A 19027-nucleotide genomic window follows, 5' to 3' on the forward strand; every position below is an offset into this window, starting at 1 on the left:
CTCTTAATTTAGGTTACAAAAATAAGTGTTTTAAACCGTTATTTCGTTAATTATGGCAAAAGTAATCATTACAGGTGGAACAGGTTTGGTGGGGAAAAGATTAACCCAATTACTGCTTAACAGAGGTTATGGGGTAAATATCCTCTGCCGGAACCCCAAAAGACCGAATGAATTCAAATGGGACATTTCCGGAAACTATATCGACAAAAACGTATTTGAACAGGCAAATGCCATCATCCATCTGGCAGGTGCCGGCGTGGCGGATGAGCGCTGGACGGCGGAACGAAAAAAAGAAATCATAGACAGCCGCATACGGTCTGCCGGATTGCTGTATGACTATTTAGCCAATAACAAACATACCATTTCAAACTTCATATCGGCTTCGGCTGTCGGTTTCTACGGCGACAGGGGAAACGAAGTGCTGACTGAGACGTCAACAGCAGGTACCGGTTTCTTAGCGGATGTCTGCAAGTTATGGGAGAACGGGGCAGACACATTGGCAACTCTCCATATTCCGGTCAGCAAAATCCGGATCGGCATTGTCTTAAGTAAGGACGGAGGCGCTTTACCGAAATTAGACCTTCCGATAAGGTTTGGTATCGGTGCGTATATTGGCAGCGGAAAACAATACGTTCCGTGGATACACATCGATGACCTGTGTGCCATTATTCTGTATCTCCTGGAAAATAAAAAGTATGCAGGCATTTATAATGCAAGTGCTCCGGATATAAAAACCAACCGACAGATGAGTGCAACCATCGCAAAGGTATTGCAACGTCCCTTCATTCCGGCTCCGGCTCCGGCATTTCTGCTTAAAACCGTTATGGGAGAAATGTCAGAGATGTTGCTGATGAGCAGCAACTGCTCTCCGGAGAAAATTACTGCCGCAGGCTTCCGTTTTCAGTTCCCTTTGCTGACAGATGCGTTGGAAAATATCTATCATACTGCTCCACCCGGTTAAAAATACTTTGTAATTTCAGCATTGAAAGGATATAATTTGTTATATTCACGAAACAAAAAAAATATCCCATGCGCAAGTTTTTTTTATTCTCAGTATCCGTACTTCTTACAGTTGCATTGCAGTCTTGCAAAGGCGGCAAAAAAGCAGGAGACAGCGCCGGATTCACCTATGATGAGCAAATAGAAAAGGATTTTCTGGAAAAGCTGATCCTCGTAGAAGACGGTGGAACGGTGGAATTACCTGCCGGTAGATTTCTGTTCAAAAAGGCCCTGTCGATGGAAGGCAAAAAAGATGTCACCATTAAGGGTGCGGGTGCTGACAAAACGATACTTTCCTTTTTGGGACAAACAGAAGGCGCTGAGGGAATTAATATTACCAACTGTCAGAATGTGACGGTAACGGACTTTACCATACAGGATGCTAAAGGCGACAACCTGAAGCTGAAAGGATGCGATGGTGTGCACATCCATCATATGAACTCCACCTGGACCACAGGGGCAGACACGTCCAATGGAAATTACGGATATTACCCGGTAGAATGCAGAAATGTGGTCATGGAGCATTGTGAGGTATCTTATTGCGCGGATGCCGGTGTGTATATCGGACAATCCACCAATGTCACCATCCACGACTGTTACGCACACCACAACGTAGCTGGTATAGAAATTGAAAACTGCATCAACTCGGATATCTATAAAAATAAGGCGGAAAACAATTCAGGGGGGATTTTAGTTTTTGACTTGCCTAAATTATTTCAGGCAAATGGCCGCAATGCAAGAGTTTGGGACAACGACTGCGTCAACAATAACTTTCCGAACTTTGGGAAGCCGGGAAGTATCGTTGCCAGCATCCCTCCGGGCAGCGGAATGATTATCATGGCCACGGACAGTGTAGACATCTATAATAATCGTATCACGGATAACAAAACGGTTGGCTGCGCAATTGTAAGTTATTTTACAACAGGTAAACAACTTAACGATTCCACCTATGGTCCATACTGCCATAACATCTATGTACATGATAATAAATTCAGCAGAAAAGCGATGATGATACCGGCACTGGATACAGATTTTGGCAAACTTGCCATGGCAGCCTGTAAATCCCCTATAGATATTGTATACGACGGAAGTGCAGAGAAGAGCCTCATAGATGCGAATGGGAATCTGCCGGAAGGCAAGAAAATCTGCATTCGCAACAACGGCGACATAAAATTCGTCAACATGAACTTGTGGAAAGCAAAAAACTTAACGGATGTGCTCCGTACTTTCGACAAGGATATGACTAAATTCGACTGTTCTTATACGGGCATTAACGGAAATAATACGAATCTGTAAATACAAATAGTCTTTATTGGTTTCTTTCTAATGAAGTGCGCAAACAGAATTCTATGAAAAAAGTATCCATCGCGGCCATCTTACTTTCGATTACCTGTGTCATCCTATTTAACCAATGTAAATTTTCCGGTGACGGCAAAGTTACGCTTGATGTTGCCGCAAAACCATTTGAGAAATTATCCCAATATCATTTCTTCAAAGGCTCATTAAAAGATCTGATACCCAATGAAAAAGTACTGCCTTATGATCTCATTACTTCGCTGTTTACCGACTATGCCCACAAATCCAGATTTGTATGGATGCCGGAAGGAGCTGCCGCTACCTACTCAAAAGACGAGGTAATGGAATTTCCTGTCGGGACCGTGCTGATAAAGAACTTCTATTATCCGCATGATTTCAGAGATGAAAGTAAGGGTAAAAGAATCTTGGAAACACGCCTGCTGGTAAAAAGAGAAGACAAGTGGGATGCATTGGATTATGTTTGGAATAACGAACAGACCGATGCTGCGCTGAACATTGTAGGCGATTCAAAGAAAGTGGACTTTATCAACCCAGAGGGTGTCACCCGGCATATCGACTATTCCATTCCAAATAAGAATCAATGTAAAAACTGTCACAACCTGAATAATGTACAAATGCCAATCGGTCCGAAAGTGCGTTACCTGAACAAAGATTTTAAATATACGGACGGAGTAAGAAATCAGCTGGAAAAATGGACGGAAATCGGGTATCTGAAGGGGTATGAGAAAGAAGAAAACTTAACGAATAAGATTGCAGATGTATTTGATGAAAAAACCGGATCCCTGGAGGAGCGGGCAAAATCATATCTCGAAGTGAACTGTGCCCATTGTCACCGCAAAGAAGGCAGCGCCAATACCTCAGGGCTATTCCTGTTATTGAGTGAAAAAAATCCGGAAAGCTGGGGAATCATGAAAAGTCCGGTAGCTGCCGGCAAAGCCAGCGGCAATAACCTATATGATATCGTACCCGGAAAACCCGGTGAATCCATTTTGGTTTACCGCACTGAAAGCGATGATCCGGAAATACGCATGCCTGAACTGGGAAGATCGGTGGCACATGCCGAAGCTATCATACTTATCAAAGAATGGATTGCTGCCATGAAATGACCGCTTTGTATTTCTAACTCCTTTATTTGACTATGTTATACCGCCGTATGCCCATAGAAGCCGAATCTCCCGAAGAAATGGGCTATGGCACGATTCAGTACAACCTGGCAGAAAGTTCGGTGAGGGATATCTATTTCCGTGACTTACATATCGACTTAAACGATTTATTCATCTGCTACGGTGAGCACCGCGGCAATGCCGGGTTGAGAAAGGAGATTGTGTTGGATGAGAAAGGCCTGGATGCGGAGGATGTATTGGTTTGTCCGAGCGCGGCTACTGCGTTGTTTATCATTTCAACCACATTACTGCAACCTAAGGATCATCTGATTGTATTGCGGCCGAACTATGCGACCAATATTGAAACGCCAAGGGCAATAGGCTGCACGATAAGCTATATAGATTTGTCTTTTGAAGAAGGCTTTCAGTTTACATTAGAACAGATAAAAGAGGCAATAACACCGGAAACCAGACTCATCAGCCTTACCTCCCCACATAATCCAACCGGTGTGGTCTTTGACGATGCATTAATTAAAAGCGTTATTGATCTCGCGAAAGAACGGAGTATATATGTGCTGGTGGATGAGACCTACCGCTACCTCCATTTCCAATCCGGCTTAATCCCGTATTATGCAGGTATTTCAGACAATGTCATTTCTGTCTGTTCCCTGTCCAAGGCATTCGGTGTGCCGGGCATCCGCCTGGGCTGGCTCATCACTGAGAATAAGGCGCTTCAAGCCGCTTTCCTGGCCGCCAAAGAACAGATTATCATTTGTAATTCCGTAGTGGACGAAGCCATTGCCCATCATATCCTAAAACAGAAAGATAAGTTCCTGCAACCTACCCATCAGCTTATCCGGGAACAGTTCAGCATCCTGAAAAACTGGATAACCCGTGAACAGGATATACTGGAATGGGTGGAGCCCAACGCCGGTGTTGTCTGTTTTCCGCGAATCAAGAGAGAATACAATATTGATATAAAGAAGTTTTACACCATCTTATATGAACAACATCAAACACTGGTTGGCGCAGGACATTGGTTCGAACAAGACGACCGCTGCATGCGGATTGGGTTCGGGTATCCTCAAAAGGAAGAATTGAGGATTGGATTGAATAATATCTTCAACACAGCCAGGAAGGCTGCGGTTTAAATCACTTCGCAGCTGTTGCCGGAGCCTGCATCTCATTGAACGTTACATCTGCCGGAAGCTCAAATGCCGATGACGGAACATCGGTTTCTTCGAATCGTACAAACCTGGTTTTGATGGTATGGCCACTGACGCTCATTTCTGATTGAATAGGCAACCCTTTCCAAACATAGGATTTTCCATTCATTCCCTCTACACTAAAACTGAAGACCTTGCAATCCTTTCCATCAATAGTTTCATTGGCGATCTCCTTTATCTGGAATTTATCTCTCATCTCCTTCGTTAAATTCTTGAAATCAATATTCTTATCGTCAAACTTGCCCTCTTCTATTCTCATTTTTGTAGCAGCCCCCATGGATGGTACCGCCCAGGTATACAGAAAACCGTCTTTTATAAGTGATCTTGTTGATGTATTGATTTTTTTACCCATCATCTCCATGCTCACCGTACTTTCTATCAGCTGTGTTTTCCCATACCCCTCAAATGTTGTCTTAATGTTGGCATTTCCCATACCCATCATTTCAGTTTGCGTTTCCAAGATACCGGATTTAAAATCATATCTGCCTTCAACGCCTCTGGTTTCTGTGTTTACAGACTGTGCCTGTTCTTCTGAAACAGCCTCAGAATTTGTACTGCTGTTCTTGCATGCGGAAATGCTTATTGCAAAAACGGACAATAAAACAATTAGATTTTTCATTTTTATTGATTTTATACTTAAAGATACAAAAAATATCTCAATCTAACTGTATTTTTGGAAGATGAACTGGCTACCGTTAGAAGAAGGGGTAAAACATAAAATCGAATCTGCACCATTATTCAAACCTATAAGAATAACCTTTGCAGGAAAAGACATCTGTGTCGTAAAAACAGAAGAGGATATCTGCGGGATCAGCAATAAATGTCCGCATGCAGGGGCGCAATTGCATTACGGACACTGCAATAAGAAAGGGATTGTAAGCTGTCCGCTGCATGGCTATAAATTTGACTGTAAAACTGGAAAGAGTGCAGACGGGAATAATTATAAAATTACCCATTATGCATTTAAGTTAGAAGAAGATAAGTTGTATATTGGTTTAAGATAGAAAGCTTTTTTTAGTATTCCTGAAATGAGATACAGCATCCACGAAATAAAGTCCATCCTAAACGGACATTTCCTCCGGCAGCCGTCAGATGCCATTCTTACGCAGGTTTGTATTGACACCCGGAAAATAACGAACGCTGCTCAATCACTGTTCTTCTGTTTATCCGCCCGCAACGATGGCCATCAGTATATCGGAACGGCTTTTAATAAAGGCATCCGGAATTTTATTGTATCAAAAGGAGTGGAAATTTTTCAATTTCCTGACGCAAATTTTATCCAAGTAGATGATACCCTGCAAGCCCTGCAGCAATTAGCAAAACATCACCGCGAGCAGTTTAACATTCCGGTTATCGGCATAACCGGCAGCAACGGAAAGACCATAGTAAAAGAATGGCTGTATCAATTATTATCTGCCGAAAAAAATATTGTAAAAAGTCCTAAAAGTTATAACTCACAAATTGGCGTACCGCTCTCTGTGTTGAATATGGACGCCGCAAACGAGCTGGCAATTTTTGAAGCCGGTATTTCTACAGTTGCTGAGATGAAAAATTTAGAAAAAATAATCCAGCCCAGTATCGGAATACTAACAAACATTGGCACCGCTCACGATGCCGGCTTTTCCTCAAAAGAAGAAAAACTGAAAGAAAAATTAAAATTATTTACGAATAGTAAAACGCTGATTTCCTGTTATGACAATCCGCTTGTCTATACTGAAGTCGGAAAAATGGCGAAAGAAAAAGCATCATTAACGTCTGTCTCCTGGAGCGTAAATATTGATTCTGCTGTCATAATTAATTTTATTAAAAGAGAAAACGACTCTTCATTTTTCTCAATAAAAAATGGATATGGATCGACACTTGATTTCCCGGCTTTTACATTAAAGATTCCATTTACAGATGATGCATCCTTAGAAAATTGTCTGCATTGTGTTGTTACACTTTTGCAATTAGACTATTCAACAGACATCATTCAAAGCAAAATTTTATCGCTTCGCAATTTACCAATGCGTCTGGAATTGAAATACGGCATAAACAACTGTACTATAATAGATGATTCCTACAGTGCCGATTTTCATTCGCTTCAGGTAGCTTTAGACTTTTTCAAACAACAGGAAACACACAAAAAGAAAACGCTTATTATTTCTGAGTTTGAGGGTTCCGGTTTAAGTGAAAAAGATTTTATTCAAAAATTAAAAGGTATACTGCAGGAAAATAAATTCGATAAACTGATTGGTGTAGGCAAATCTTTCATGCATGAAATAGAATCCCTTGCTTACACGGTTAAGGAATGGTATGTATTTGAAAGCACGGAAAAACTGATTGAGCAGTTTAATGTATTAAAATTTGAGCATGAACTTATTTTGCTGAAAGGCGCTCGCAAATTCAGTTTTGAGAAAATCACTGCACAATTAATCGGACAAACACATGCCACCGTTTTAGAGGTAAACCTGAATGCATTGACGAATAATTTAAATGTGTATAAAAGCTATTTGCCAAAAAATTGCGGTGTCATTGCGATGGTAAAAGCCTTTTCGTATGGCAGCGGCAGTGTAGAAGTGGCCAGTTTGCTCGAAAAACAAGGTGTAGATTATCTCGCGGTTGCTTATGCTGATGAAGGTGTTGAACTGCGAAAAGATAATATCAAAACAGCGGTTATGGTGATGAATCCTGATGCAGTAGACTTTGACAGGATGCTGGAGTTTAACCTCGAACCGGAAATTTACTCACTGAGAATCTTAAAAGAATTAATCCATTTTCTGGACTCTTTACATCATCCGGAATCATTCCATTTTAACATTCACCTGAAACTGGAAACAGGTATGAATCGTTTAGGGTTTGTTGAAGACGAATTGAATGAACTGTTAGCCATCCTCCGGCAACATCCGTACGTGGTAGTCAGGACTGTATTTTCGCACCTCGCAGCCAGTGAGGAAGCACAGTTGGACGCTTTCACGGAAGCACAGATAATAACCTTTAAAAGGCTTTCTGAGAAAATAACCGAAGGTCTTCCTTATCAGGTCAAAAGGCATTTATTAAATTCATCCGGCATTCTCCGTTTTCCTCAGGCATATTTTGATTATGTAAGATTAGGCATTGGCCTGTACGGTGTTGACAGTTCCTCCACTATTCAGGATAAATTGCTTCCTATCGGTAAGTTAAAAACCAGGGTGGCACAAATCAAGCAGGTGAAAGAAGGAGAAAGCATCGGTTACTCCAGAAAGGGAATGGCAGACAAGGACTTAAAAATCGGCGTGCTGGCAATAGGCTATGCGGATGGTTATGACAGGCGATTCGGCAACGGAATCGGGGAAGTTTTTATAGCAGGGCATCGGGCGAGCATCATCGGCAATATTTGTATGGATATGTGTATGGTGGACATCACGCATATCGATGACGTGCACGAAGGGGATGAAGCCGAAATCTACGGCAAAGAAATCTCCATCATTGAACAGGCAAGGAAAATCGGAACGATTGCCTATGAATTACTGACCCGCATTTCAGGAAGGGTAAAACGTTTGTATTACCTCGATTGAGGAAGACAATCAAAAGAGCAAATCAACGATTGCTGAATAAAAAAGCTGAATTTCGTTATTTTGAATTATATTTACAATTAATAGATTCTATATTAACATAGTACTAAAAACATGAAAAAAATAAAAATAAACCCTATAGTATTTTTTATTACTTTTTTATCCCTGAATTCAGCATGCACAAAAACACTAGACGATATTTCTAATATCACAGACTCGAACCAATTAAGCAAACCATTAAATGAAGAGGCAATTATAAATGCCAGAAAGGCAGTAATTGACTCATTCTTATACTTTGCAAATTTAGTTTCACCAAGCAGAGATATTGACAACTTTGATAATATATATGGTGATTTACAAGAAGTTAATGTATGGAAAAACACCATTGAAACAACTACTAGCGGTGGTGGTGGTAACAACGGTGATTGTTATGAACTTCCTGCTTGCAATGGAATTACTTTTCCACTTCAACCCGGGTGGGCTTGTGATGTAATTCCACCCAAAGACACATTCAATAATATAATTAATGCATTTGGTCAATATGGAACAGATATTCGGCAACAATATGTGGTACATTATCCCGCAAATAAAAATTCAAGCTCGCCAATTATTATATTAGTGCATGGTGGTGGTTGGTTTAGTGGCCCAAACCCAGATGAATTATTAGGTTGGCATTTTGGTTTTACGACTAACAAACCTAATAACTTTGTAAAGAATTTATTAGACAGTGGTTTTGTTGTGGTAAACCTTTTATATAGACTAACACGGTATGGTGATGTTGATGCTGATATTACAACAAATCCAATTCCAATTCAAGACCAAATTAGTGATATTAACTCTGGCATATTGCATATCCGTAGCAACTTTCCAACATGCCTCGGGTTAAATGCAAATAGTATACAAGTTTTAGGTGAGAGTGCTGGTGGTCATCTTGTTTTATCCTGGGCTTATGCCAATGCTAGTACATCTTACATAAAATCCGTGGTATCTATGTATGCTCCAACAAATATGCAACAATATGGTAACTACTTAAAAAACATACCTACGTATGCAAATTTTACATGTGGTAACGCTTTTAATGGGTTTCCATGGTATTTCCCGATTGTAAATATATACAATCCTTACATGGTATATAATACAACAAATTTTAACTGTCAAGCCTTAACTTATCCTAATTCAAGAGTATTGCAGTCATATAAACTTATTCAAAGTTTAGTAAAGACTATAATTTCAGCACCACTTAGTTCATCAGAATTATTCGATGTATCGCCGTGTAATATCTTGAATTCAGCCAGGATTATCCCAACTTTTATTATGCATGGAAAAAATGATGTATTTGTTCCAAAGAATCAAGCCACTAATAAAATGGATACGACCCTAACGAACAATGGAGGATTATTATTTAACATTAATTCCTCTGGCGGAAGCGTACCTACAAGTTATACATCCAATTTAAAACACGGCATTAAATATTATGATTATGCCAATCATAGTTGGGAAACAACCAATACTATCTTTGCTCCACAATCAACCCTTTACAGTCTCATTAGAACTGATGCCATCAAATGGTTAAACGGACACAAATAATATCATATATGAAATTATATATTTATCTGGCTATTACAACAGTAATTCTTTTTTCATGTAAAAAGAATTGTATATATCCCTATAGCTCATTAAATGGGAAAGTAAAATCAATGACCATTAGTTTACAAGATTCTTCTAAATTCAATATCATTTTTTTTTACGATACATTAACAGCAAAAATCACAAATATTAAACTCCTCAGGAAACCTCCAGATATTGATTCATTCGGACTAGATGCTGAATTTGTATTTAGATATGATAAAAATATAATAACCATAGATGAAATAGGATTAGATAATATTAATATATATCACCAGTACAAAATTCATTTTGATAACTATAAACATATTAATGCATTTAACACAGTTGATGTTAATTTTAATATGGAAGCCCCATACATGACATGTATTCAGCAAGGCAGTAGAATAGATTCATTTTACGAAAAATATAATTGGCCAACAGCGTTCAACAGGCAATGTTATGATTATGTTTTCGATGGTAATAATTATACCGGCTTTAAATTCGAATATGACTGGTATGCCATTTTTGGCGGCAACGTGCATGTTTTAGACTCCGCAAAGATTAACTATACTAACTTACCCTTTACTTCTTATGCGCCTATGCAGTATATGTATAGCGCCAACACATTATTTAATTTAGGAGCACCAGGCGAAGTCTTTTATGATATATTGTATTTCCTGCAATTGGAAGGATTTGTTTTTTATACACCAAACAGAAATTTGGTGAATACCATTAGAACTTTTGATGACAGCACAAACATTGTTTATATGAATTATGACTTTAATTCTAATAATCAACTTTCTAAATTTTATGTAAATTTCAGAACTCCATCCTTCAGATTCTTTACCTATACTTTTGAGTATTATTAAACTTACTTAGTTTTAACCGCTTGTACGGTTAATAGTTGAATTGAACATCTAAAAACATAGTTATTTTGTTGATTAGCCAAAACTCCATAGCTCCCGGCAGGGTAAAACGTTTGTATTACCTCGATTGATATTTATTCTGAGATGTTACTTTCTTCCGTACCTGATTCTTTCACCTCCTTTTCCTCGGATATTGCACCCTTTCCTTCCTCTCGTTGGACAGGATTCTCTTGTATTTCAACGGTCAATTCCTCTGTTGGTAATTCTTCTTCTCTGGCAGGTTCCTCAGCCTGCTGTTCCTGTTTCTTGTTTTGCTGCTCCTGTTCGCGCTTCAGCTTTTCCTGTTCTCGCTTTTCCTGCTGTTTCTTCTCTTTTTCCAAATCCGCTTTCAGCTGGGCTATTGTCTGCTGTATTCCCAATACTTTCGCTTCCTTTTCCTTCACGGTATCCAGTATGAAACCAAACCGGTTTTTAATTTCCTCTTCGGTCAGTTTACCTCTGGTATAATGCTGCATCTTTTCCAGCTGCATCTTATAACTATCGGTATCACGCGCCACGGAATCTTTCAGGCCGGCTAATATTTTTGTCAGTTGGGCAATGCGGTTATTCGTCTTGCTGACGACCTCCGTCATGCGGTACTTGCGCAAATCATCAAAAATTTCATTAATCTGATTATACAGATTCTTCTTATGATTCCAGCGGATAGCCGCTTCTTTCAGCTCCGCCTGCATTTTCTTCAGCTCATCGAAAATATGCTTCCACTGATCCGCATAAATCAGTTTGGACTGCAGCTCTTCTGTGCGTTTATAATAACTTTTCACCAGAACCGCATTGGCCTGATCTTCATTTTCATGGTTAATTCTTTTGACCGCTTTCAGCGCCTCAAACACACGGTTGATCTTATCTTTCAGGACAGTGGTCTGCTCCCAGGATATTTCATTTTTTTTCTGATAAGAAGCGATCTTCTCCCATTGTGCCTTTGCCTTATCCCACAGGGAGGCATCGTAATCTGCTAGTACGGATGCCTTTTCTTCCAGCAGTTTCACCTCATCGGTCAGCAGCTGATTGATTTTGGTGCTCATCAGTTTCTTTCCCCATTTGTGCTGCGACTGCAGAACAATATCCGTTCTGTCCACCTTTACATTTTCCGGCAAAATGGTATCGCTGTTCGCATCCACTTCCCAATGGATGGTATTTTCCGGAAAGGTAAAATCCCCTCCGTTCTTCCATTCCACAAAAAGAGCATCCTGGATTTCTTTGGTGACCTCTTCTTTAGGAAAAGCGTAGAGATGAATTTTTGCCGTTTCTTCATTCAGGTAGACAGCAATCAGGGCTTTTCTGTCCGTGCCTATTTCTCCCCATAAAACCAATCGTGTGTTCATAATATAATCGCAGGTGTAAGTAGCCGGTGACGGATATTCATTACGGAACAACCGGCACATCAATTTTGAAATTAAATAAAAACAGTTTGTATTTCCATACAAACTGTATATGCAAAATTAAAGATTATTGTTTAATAATTCAAAGAAGCGCGTTTTGATTTAACAGTTTCTATTATTTGCTGTTGTATGACAATCTGCTGTTGTTTCGTAGTCTGGTCCACATCATTTTTCTTGATGTCCTGCTCGCGTTGCTGTATCAGCGCCTTCGCTTTTTCAATTTCTTTAATATGATCCTCTTTTTTCTTCACGAGGTCTTTCAAATCCCCTGTTAGTCCCTTCAGCACTTTTTCCTCTGATTTCAGCTGGTCGTCGGTCACATCAATGGCACGGTCTCTGGCAAATTTTTTCAATACCGCTTCCATTCCTGCGTATTGTGATCCATAAGCTGCTGATGTGATAAAGGCACCTCCCAAATCTGTAAAAACGGTCACCTTAGAGCCTTTTTCCACCGGTGAAACGATAACATACATATCTACCACATTCGCGCTCACCGTTGGTATTTGAGCATTATCAATGAATATCTCGGGATTCTTTTTATCTCTCGCGACTTTCCCTTTCATCTTTTTGCCCCATCTTTCAATGGCGTCTTTGGCACCCTCCTGGTCACTGCCGTTCAGCACGATCTCAATACCATTCTGTTCACCTTTGCTCATAAACTGGCGAACTTCATTTGTGGTAAACACAGTCTGTGCAGACAAGGAGGCAGAAAGAAACAAAGCCGCTGTCAACAATAAATGATTAAAATAATTTTTCATAATAATTTAATTTTATTTAATAATATTGGAAACTTTTCCTTTGGTGTACTGCAAAATGAATGCCACAAAATAATTCTGCGCCCTGACCTTTTCAAGCACTGCCTTCGCCTCTCCCAAATCATAATACTCTCCCAGTCTGTATATATACTGTTCAAATGATTTTATCCTTTCAATTTTTCCCAGATTGCTGAGTTGCGGAAACTCGACATTATCATCCAGGAAGCTGCCAATCTGTATTTTGTAACTTATGTCCGGACGGTTGATGAGTTTAAGTTTAGCCGGTTTATAGGAATCGGGAATCGGCAGGAAGGCTGTAGTATCTAATTCAAACAACTGTTCTGCAATCTCCGGATTGATAACCTTCTCCGTTTTAATTTCCGTCTTGTCAGGCTTTATTTCTTCTGAAAGAACCGGAGGTTTTACAGGAATTTCTTCAGTTTTCTTTTCGGAAACAACTTCTTTCTTCAGTTCATTTTGAATTTTCGCCGTTCCTTCGGATGATTTAGCTGTTTTGGAATCTAACCAGCTAATCTTAGCCGGTTCATCTTTTGATATTACCTTTAGCAATGAATCCACCTTTGACCGTGTAATCGGTTCATTGTGCACCGGTTTATTGATGACCGTTTCAGGCGGACCATTCTGTTCAACTTTAATATATGTGGGCACATTATTCCTGGCGTATACCTTGTTGGCGGTAGTGGTAAAGGTGTTCCCTGTCAATATATAATCTTTCACCTTAACACTATATTTATCCAGGCCGTAAGTGGATAGTTCGTCCGTAATCTTATTTTCCTGCCGTTCAAAAATAACTTTGTAATTGTTATTCAATAACAGCTTCAGCTGATACCTGCCGTCTTTATCAATTTCAATCTCCCGCAATTTCTGAGTAGTGTAATTCACCATCCTCATCTTGACATTCTTTGCCGGTTTATTGGTTGCTCCATCTGTCACCTTACCCGTAAACACAATATAATTCTCCAATGACAATTGGTTGGTTGCACTGTTGAGAATGCTGAACTTTGCATTTTGGCTCAGTCGAATCTCTTCAACTATGGAATCCGTGGAATTCTTTCCAAATGAATTCGGGGTAATCGTTACGGGTTTATAATTGTCTTTTGAAATATTCACCGTGAAATTCTTATCCCTGGCCACTTGAAAAACGGCCCTGCCGTTAGCATCTGTCACCCCTTCCGTCATCCTGTTATCATTCTTGTTTTCGGAGAGTTTCAGAAAGGCGTAGTCTAATGCATGGCCGCTGGAAGAGTCTGATACCTGAACGATCAGTTTGAGGTCGAAAGGAATAAACCGGTAAATATCAAATCCTCCCTTGCCTCCGGCTCTGTTGGAAGTCACATACCCCGTATTAATCGCTTTGTCAAACAGGATACTGACCTCATCGCCAGCCGAATTGATAGGCGCCGGCTGCATCAAAACATCCTGCCAGACATTATTTGCATAGTCAGCCACATATATATCATAACCGCCAAAACCTCCATCCCTGCCGGAAGAAAAATAAAGGATGTTGTCTTTTCCATCCTGAACGACGAAGGGACTTATTTCATCGGCTGGTGAATTCAGCAATTTCCCCAAATTGGACGGTTTGCTCCAGCTATTGTTTGTCCATGAACTCTTCCAGATATCGAAACCGCCTGAACCATTCGGCAGATTAGATGAAAAATAAATATCCGCACCGTCAGTGCTGAATGCAGGCTGCCTGAATATATAACCTTCCTGATTAAAGGGCAGCGGTTGAATGTTTAACAGATTACCACCCAGATTATCCGCTATGTACAATTGTTCATGGGCTTTTGAAGCTTTATTAGCGTTAGCATTATCTGATTTAGCGGCAAATACCACCCTGTTGCCATCTCTGGAATAAGATAATCCGGTGATGATTAATTTGAGCATATTTGGATTCACGACCCTGACAGGTTCAGCAAAACCATCGTATGCCCTTACCGCCTGAAGTATCCTGTACTGCGTTTTATCCTCGGGAGCAGAAGGGTTTTGTATGGTAACATAAACGGGGTTGGTTCTGAGTACAGCCAGTTGTATTTCATCTGCTGAAGTATTAAACGCATAGTTTTCCAGCTTGTAATTATCCGTTAGCGCCGATGCTTTGAGGATGCGTTCACATTGATTCGCCAAATCCATTACCTTATTCACATCACCCGTCATGGCTGCGTACATCAGATAGGCATCTAACGCTTTCTGATATTCCCCGGTCAACTGGCTGGCATAGGCGTAATTGAATAAATTAATCTTGGAAGAATTGATCAGTTGAGTTTCTTTATTATACCATTGCATCGCCGCGGTATATTCCTTTTTCTTTACATACAGGTCTGCAATCCTGAAGGCATCCTGCGGATCGCGGTTTGGGCTGTAATATCTATCCTGGTAATACTGGATCACCTTATCGATTCCACCCTTGGCAATTAATTTGCTGATATACGCTGCATCCCATTTCTTTGCAACAGAAACGAGGGACAGGAACATACAAACCAATAGAAATACTCTTCTCATAGTTACCTGATTAATGTGCTTCCAGCCAGTTGGTACCGAACCCTGCCGATACCTCTAAGGGTACCTGCAAAGGTAACGCATTTTGCATTTCGTGTATTACAATTTTCTTAATTTCCTCCTTTTCGGGTATATAAACATCAAACAACAGCTCATCATGTACCTGCAGGATCATCTTGGACTGCAATTTATGCCGTTTGAAGGCACGATGGATGTTTATCATCGCGAGTTTTATCATATCGGCTGCGGTACCCTGAATAGGTGCATTGATGGCATTCCGCTCTGCAAATCCGCGTATCGTCCAGTTCCCGGCATTGATATCGCGCAGATAACGGCGTCTGTGCAAAAGCGTTTCCACATACCCGTTTTTGCGCGCCGATTCAATGGTCGAATCCATATAATTTTTGATGCCGCTGTATTTCTGAAAATACTGCTCGATAAGCGCGGCAGCATCCGTACGGGAGATGCCGAGACGTTGTGCCAGTCCGAAAGCGGAAATACCATAGATGATACCGAAATTCACCATTTTGGCCTGTCGGCGCATTTCAGCCGTCACTTCTGCTAAAGGCACGTTGAAGACATTGGCCGCTGTGGCTGCATGAATATCCAGGTTCCTCTGAAACGCATGTATCATATTTTCATCCTGACTGATAGAGGCTACTATGCGCAGTTCAATTTGCGAATAGTCTGCAGATAATAACGTATGGTGTTCATCTTTTTGTATAAATGCCTTCCGTATCTTTCTTCCCCGTTCGGTACGAATGGGTATATTTTGCAGATTCGGATTCGTAGAACTCAATCTTCCTGTGGCCGCAATGGCTTGATTGAAGGTGGTATGCAGGCGATGTGTTTTGGGGTTGATGAGATTCGGCAGCGCATCCACATAGGTAGATTTTAGCTTGGTAAACTCCCGATAGTCCAGTAATTTTTCAACGATCGGATATTCATGTGCTATCTTTTGCAGCGTTTCTTCATCCGTGGAATATTGCCCCGACTTTGTCTTTTTGCCGGGATACGGAATTTTCATCTTCTCAAATAATATATCCCCTAATTGTTTCGGTGAGTCAATATTGAAATGAGCCCCGCAGGCAGACTGAATCTCTTCCTGCAACTGGACGATATCACCTGCTATTTCTTTGGAATAATCTTTCAGGAAGCCCGTATCAATTCGAACGCCCTCGTATTCCATATCCGTCAAGACAGAAACCAAAGGTGTTTCTAGGTCGTAAAAGAGTTTATCCAGATGCGTCTGCTCAATTTCATTTTTAAAGGCTTCATACAACTGATAAGTTACATCGGCATCTTCGGCGGCATATTCTTTTATCTTCTCAAGGGGTACATCCCGCATGGTGCCCTGTTTAGGTCCTTTTTTGCCAATCAGTTCTTCGATGGAGACGGGTGTATAGCCTAAATAATTTTCAGACAACACATTCATGTTGTGCTTGGTATCGGCATCCATCAGGTAATGAGCGAGCATCGTATCAAAGAAAACACCTTTCAGTTCAACGCCATACCACTTCAGCACCAATTGGTCAAACTTGATATTTTGTCCTATTTTGACGATTTTTTCGTCTTCTAAAACGGCCTTAAACCAATGAACGATTCCTGTCGCTTCCTCTTGTTTTTCCGGAACCGGGACATACCAGGCTTCATGACTCTTGACGGCAAATGACATACCGACCAGCTCACAATTATTGGCCTCCAATGAAGTAGTCTCGGTGTCAAAGGCGAATTTTTCGGAGGTCTGCAACAGATGAACTAACTTCTGAATCTTCTCCGGTGTATCCGTTAAGTGATAATGATGTTCGGTATTCTGTATATTTTTTCCGTATGTAACGGATTCCTCTTTCGTTACGTTATCTGCTGCAGCGTCCACTGAAAATAAAGAAAACTGTGATTTATCTGAAGACAGAACCGTTTGCTTTTTGGCTGCCACCTCATTGATGGAATAATCTTCTCCCAGAATTCTTTTTCCCAATGTTCTGAATTCCAGTTCAGCAAAAATGGCTGCTAATTTTTCTTTATCAAACTCTTTTAGAATAAAGTCTTCTTCCTTCCATTCTATCGGGGCGTCCGTAATAATGGTTGCTAATTTCTTGGAGATGAATGCCATCTCTTTATGCTCCAGGAGTTTCTCTTTCATCGCTCCCTTCACACTGTCTATATTTTCATAAATATTCTCGATGGAACCAAACTGCCGTATCAGCATCTTGGCACCTTTCTCCCCTATGCCTCTTACACCGGGAATATTATCCACGGCATCGCCCCAAAGCCCGAGTATATCGATAATCTGTTTCGGACCGTTGATTTCCCACTTTTTATTCAGGTCCCCCACATTCAACACCTCCGCGGGCTTCCCCATAAACGGAGGCTTGTGTATGAAAATATTTTCAGAGGCAACCTGGCCTAAATCCTTATCCGGCGAAACGATATAACATTCAAATCCTTCCTTTGCCGCTTTTACGGCCAGTGTTCCTATCAGGTCATCCGCTTCATACCCTTCGATTTCCACTACAGGCATATTCATGGCACGGATAATGTCCTTGATATAGGGAATCGCCCTTACAATATCATCCGGCGTTTCCTGCCGGTTGGCCTTGTAAAAATCATGTTCCGCCTGCCTGTCCGTTTGTGCGGCAGCATCAAATACAATGGCATAATGCGTTGGCTTGTATTTTGTTTTTATTTCCCAGATGGTATTCAGAAACCCGGAAATGGCTGATACATTCAATCCCTTGGAATTGATCAACGGATTTTTCTGCATCGCAAAATAGGCGCGAAAGATGAGGGCAAATGAGTCAAAGAGATATAGTTTTTTTATGGTTTGGCCTGAACTCATTGTTTGTTATTTTTTTGTAATGCTTCCCAATATTCCGCGGCTCTCCTGGTATGAGGAATGCAGATGCTCCCTCCCACTAAATTGGCAATGGCGAAGACTTCATAGATTTGTTCTGTACTGACACCAAGTTCGTAGTTTTTTCCCAAATGATATTTGATACAATCGTCACACCTCAGCACCATGGACGCCACCAGCCCCAGCATTTCCTTTGTCTTGGAATCAACAGCCCCATCGGCATATGCATGCATGTCGAGATTGAAAAACCGATTGAGTGTCAGGTTTTTTTGTTCCAGTATGACCTCATTCATTTTTGAACGATAGTCGTTAAATTCACTAATTAAATCAGCCATAAAAAAAGACCATTATTTCGTCTAAAATACGACAAATAATAGTCTTTGATAAATTACTAACAAAAAAAGAAATGAATTATTTCTTCTTCTTGGCCACTTTACGCGCCTGTGTCCACTCTTCAAACAAATCGATGCCACGGTTCATTGCATCTAATCGCTCATAGTTCAGAGAGTAATAGATTTTTTTCCCATCTCTGCGGGTACGGACAACATCCACTCCTCTCAGAATCTTTAAATGCTGAGATGTAATAGATTGTTCAATCTTGAGTGTGTTGTAAATGACGTTTACATTCACTTCTTTTTTGTCGTGGATCAGCTTGATGATTTTTAATCTGAGGTGATGTGCCACTGCTCTTAAAAGCTCTGCCGCTTTCTCGATCTTTTCGGTGTTGAATTCAAAATTTTCCATAAAGACTTTTTTCAATTTAGTTCACTACAAATATATGTAATCTTTGGATAGTTAAGCGGA

General features: G+C 40.5%; 15 protein-coding genes. 8 read left to right on the forward strand and 7 right to left on the reverse strand.

Annotation, left to right across the window (positions count from 1 at the left end):
* Positions 1 to 52 precede the first annotated feature (52 nt).
* The 4 genes from IPM95_15105 (at position 53) to IPM95_15120 (ending at position 4570) form a co-directional block, all read left to right on the forward strand.
* Entirely contained in the window at positions 53 to 961 is a 909-nt protein-coding gene (locus IPM95_15105; GenBank protein ID MBK9330585.1) for a TIGR01777 family protein, read from the forward strand.
* 68 nt (positions 962 to 1029) lie between these two features.
* Positions 1030 to 2295, forward strand: coding sequence for a right-handed parallel beta-helix repeat-containing protein (locus IPM95_15110; GenBank protein ID MBK9330586.1), 1266 nt, complete (start codon positions 1030 to 1032; stop codon positions 2293 to 2295).
* Positions 2296 to 2348: 53 nt separating this feature from the next.
* On the forward strand, positions 2349 to 3422 hold the full coding sequence (locus tag IPM95_15115) for a hypothetical protein (protein ID MBK9330587.1): 1074 nt from the start codon (positions 2349 to 2351) through the stop codon (positions 3420 to 3422).
* Positions 3423 to 3454: 32 nt separating this feature from the next.
* Complete coding sequence (locus IPM95_15120; protein MBK9330588.1) at positions 3455 to 4570, forward strand: aminotransferase class I/II-fold pyridoxal phosphate-dependent enzyme; 1116 nt, start codon at positions 3455 to 3457, stop codon at positions 4568 to 4570.
* Position 4571: 1 nt separating this feature from the next.
* Here IPM95_15120 and IPM95_15125 read toward each other — a convergent pair whose 3' ends face one another.
* Entirely contained in the window at positions 4572 to 5264 is a 693-nt protein-coding gene (locus tag IPM95_15125; GenBank protein ID MBK9330589.1) for a hypothetical protein, read from the reverse strand.
* 61 nt (positions 5265 to 5325) lie between these two features.
* On the opposite strand from IPM95_15125, the gene IPM95_15130 reads away from it, so the two are divergent.
* The 4 genes from IPM95_15130 to IPM95_15145 all read left to right on the forward strand — a co-directional run bounded on the left by IPM95_15130 (position 5326) and on the right by IPM95_15145 (position 10655).
* Positions 5326 to 5649 (forward strand): Rieske 2Fe-2S domain-containing protein, encoded by a 324-nt coding sequence (locus IPM95_15130; GenBank protein MBK9330590.1) that lies wholly within the window; start codon positions 5326 to 5328, stop codon positions 5647 to 5649.
* A 24-nt stretch (positions 5650 to 5673) separates the two neighbouring features.
* Complete coding sequence (locus tag IPM95_15135) at positions 5674 to 8181, forward strand: bifunctional UDP-N-acetylmuramoyl-tripeptide:D-alanyl-D-alanine ligase/alanine racemase (GenBank protein ID MBK9330591.1); 2508 nt, start codon at positions 5674 to 5676, stop codon at positions 8179 to 8181.
* A 111-nt stretch (positions 8182 to 8292) separates the two neighbouring features.
* Positions 8293 to 9765, forward strand: a complete 1473-nt coding sequence (locus IPM95_15140; GenBank protein ID MBK9330592.1) for an alpha/beta hydrolase — start codon at positions 8293 to 8295, stop codon at positions 9763 to 9765.
* A gap of 8 nt (positions 9766 to 9773) precedes the next feature.
* Positions 9774 to 10655 (forward strand): hypothetical protein, encoded by an 882-nt coding sequence (locus IPM95_15145; GenBank protein ID MBK9330593.1) that lies wholly within the window; start codon positions 9774 to 9776, stop codon positions 10653 to 10655.
* A 131-nt stretch (positions 10656 to 10786) separates the two neighbouring features.
* Here the strand turns inward: IPM95_15145 and IPM95_15150 are convergent, their stop codons facing one another.
* The 6 genes from IPM95_15150 to IPM95_15175 all read right to left on the reverse strand — a co-directional run bounded on the left by IPM95_15150 (position 10787) and on the right by IPM95_15175 (position 18967).
* Positions 10787 to 12034 (reverse strand): hypothetical protein, encoded by a 1248-nt coding sequence (locus tag IPM95_15150; protein MBK9330594.1) that lies wholly within the window; start codon positions 12032 to 12034, stop codon positions 10787 to 10789.
* A 131-nt stretch (positions 12035 to 12165) separates the two neighbouring features.
* Positions 12166 to 12849, reverse strand: coding sequence for a hypothetical protein (locus IPM95_15155; protein MBK9330595.1), 684 nt, complete (start codon positions 12847 to 12849; stop codon positions 12166 to 12168).
* A 12-nt stretch (positions 12850 to 12861) separates the two neighbouring features.
* Positions 12862 to 15372: a PD40 domain-containing protein gene (locus IPM95_15160; GenBank protein MBK9330596.1), complete on the reverse strand. Its 2511-nt coding sequence runs from the start codon at positions 15370 to 15372 to the stop codon at positions 12862 to 12864.
* 10 nt (positions 15373 to 15382) lie between these two features.
* Positions 15383 to 18190 carry a DNA polymerase I gene (gene polA, locus IPM95_15165; protein MBK9330597.1) on the reverse strand — a complete coding sequence of 936 codons (2808 nt, stop codon included), beginning with the start codon at positions 18188 to 18190 and terminating at the stop codon, positions 15383 to 15385.
* Positions 18191 to 18204: 14 nt separating this feature from the next.
* Positions 18205 to 18558: a carboxymuconolactone decarboxylase family protein gene (locus IPM95_15170; protein ID MBK9330598.1), complete on the reverse strand. Its 354-nt coding sequence runs from the start codon at positions 18556 to 18558 to the stop codon at positions 18205 to 18207.
* Between the two features lie 76 nt (positions 18559 to 18634).
* On the reverse strand, positions 18635 to 18967 hold the full coding sequence (locus tag IPM95_15175; protein ID MBK9330599.1) for a winged helix-turn-helix transcriptional regulator: 333 nt from the start codon (positions 18965 to 18967) through the stop codon (positions 18635 to 18637).
* Positions 18968 to 19027: the final 60 nt, after the last annotated feature.

The organism is Sphingobacteriales bacterium (assembly GCA_016719635.1).
Lineage (GTDB): Bacteria > Bacteroidota > Bacteroidia > Chitinophagales > JADIYW01 > JADJSS01.

Excerpts from the sequence above, each read along its gene's own strand:
- IPM95_15105 (MBK9330585.1), top strand. The coding sequence starts at position 53 with ATGGCAAAAGTAATCATTACAGGTGGAACAGGTTTGGTGGGGAAAAGA.
- IPM95_15110 (MBK9330586.1), top strand. The coding sequence starts at position 1,030 with ATGCGCAAGTTTTTTTTATTCTCAGTATCCGTACTTCTTACAGTTGCA.
- IPM95_15115 (MBK9330587.1), top strand. The coding sequence starts at position 2,349 with ATGAAAAAAGTATCCATCGCGGCCATCTTACTTTCGATTACCTGTGTC.
- IPM95_15120 (MBK9330588.1), top strand. The coding sequence starts at position 3,455 with ATGTTATACCGCCGTATGCCCATAGAAGCCGAATCTCCCGAAGAAATG.
- IPM95_15125 (MBK9330589.1), bottom strand. The coding sequence starts at position 5,264 with ATGAAAAATCTAATTGTTTTATTGTCCGTTTTTGCAATAAGCATTTCC.
- IPM95_15130 (MBK9330590.1), top strand. The coding sequence starts at position 5,326 with ATGAACTGGCTACCGTTAGAAGAAGGGGTAAAACATAAAATCGAATCT.
- IPM95_15135 (MBK9330591.1), top strand. The coding sequence starts at position 5,674 with ATGAGATACAGCATCCACGAAATAAAGTCCATCCTAAACGGACATTTC.
- IPM95_15140 (MBK9330592.1), top strand. The coding sequence starts at position 8,293 with ATGAAAAAAATAAAAATAAACCCTATAGTATTTTTTATTACTTTTTTA.
- IPM95_15145 (MBK9330593.1), top strand. The coding sequence starts at position 9,774 with ATGAAATTATATATTTATCTGGCTATTACAACAGTAATTCTTTTTTCA.
- IPM95_15150 (MBK9330594.1), bottom strand. The coding sequence starts at position 12,034 with ATGAACACACGATTGGTTTTATGGGGAGAAATAGGCACGGACAGAAAA.
- IPM95_15155 (MBK9330595.1), bottom strand. The coding sequence starts at position 12,849 with ATGAAAAATTATTTTAATCATTTATTGTTGACAGCGGCTTTGTTTCTT.
- IPM95_15160 (MBK9330596.1), bottom strand. The coding sequence starts at position 15,372 with ATGAGAAGAGTATTTCTATTGGTTTGTATGTTCCTGTCCCTCGTTTCT.
- IPM95_15170 (MBK9330598.1), bottom strand. The coding sequence starts at position 18,558 with ATGGCTGATTTAATTAGTGAATTTAACGACTATCGTTCAAAAATGAAT.
- IPM95_15175 (MBK9330599.1), bottom strand. The coding sequence starts at position 18,967 with ATGGAAAATTTTGAATTCAACACCGAAAAGATCGAGAAAGCGGCAGAG.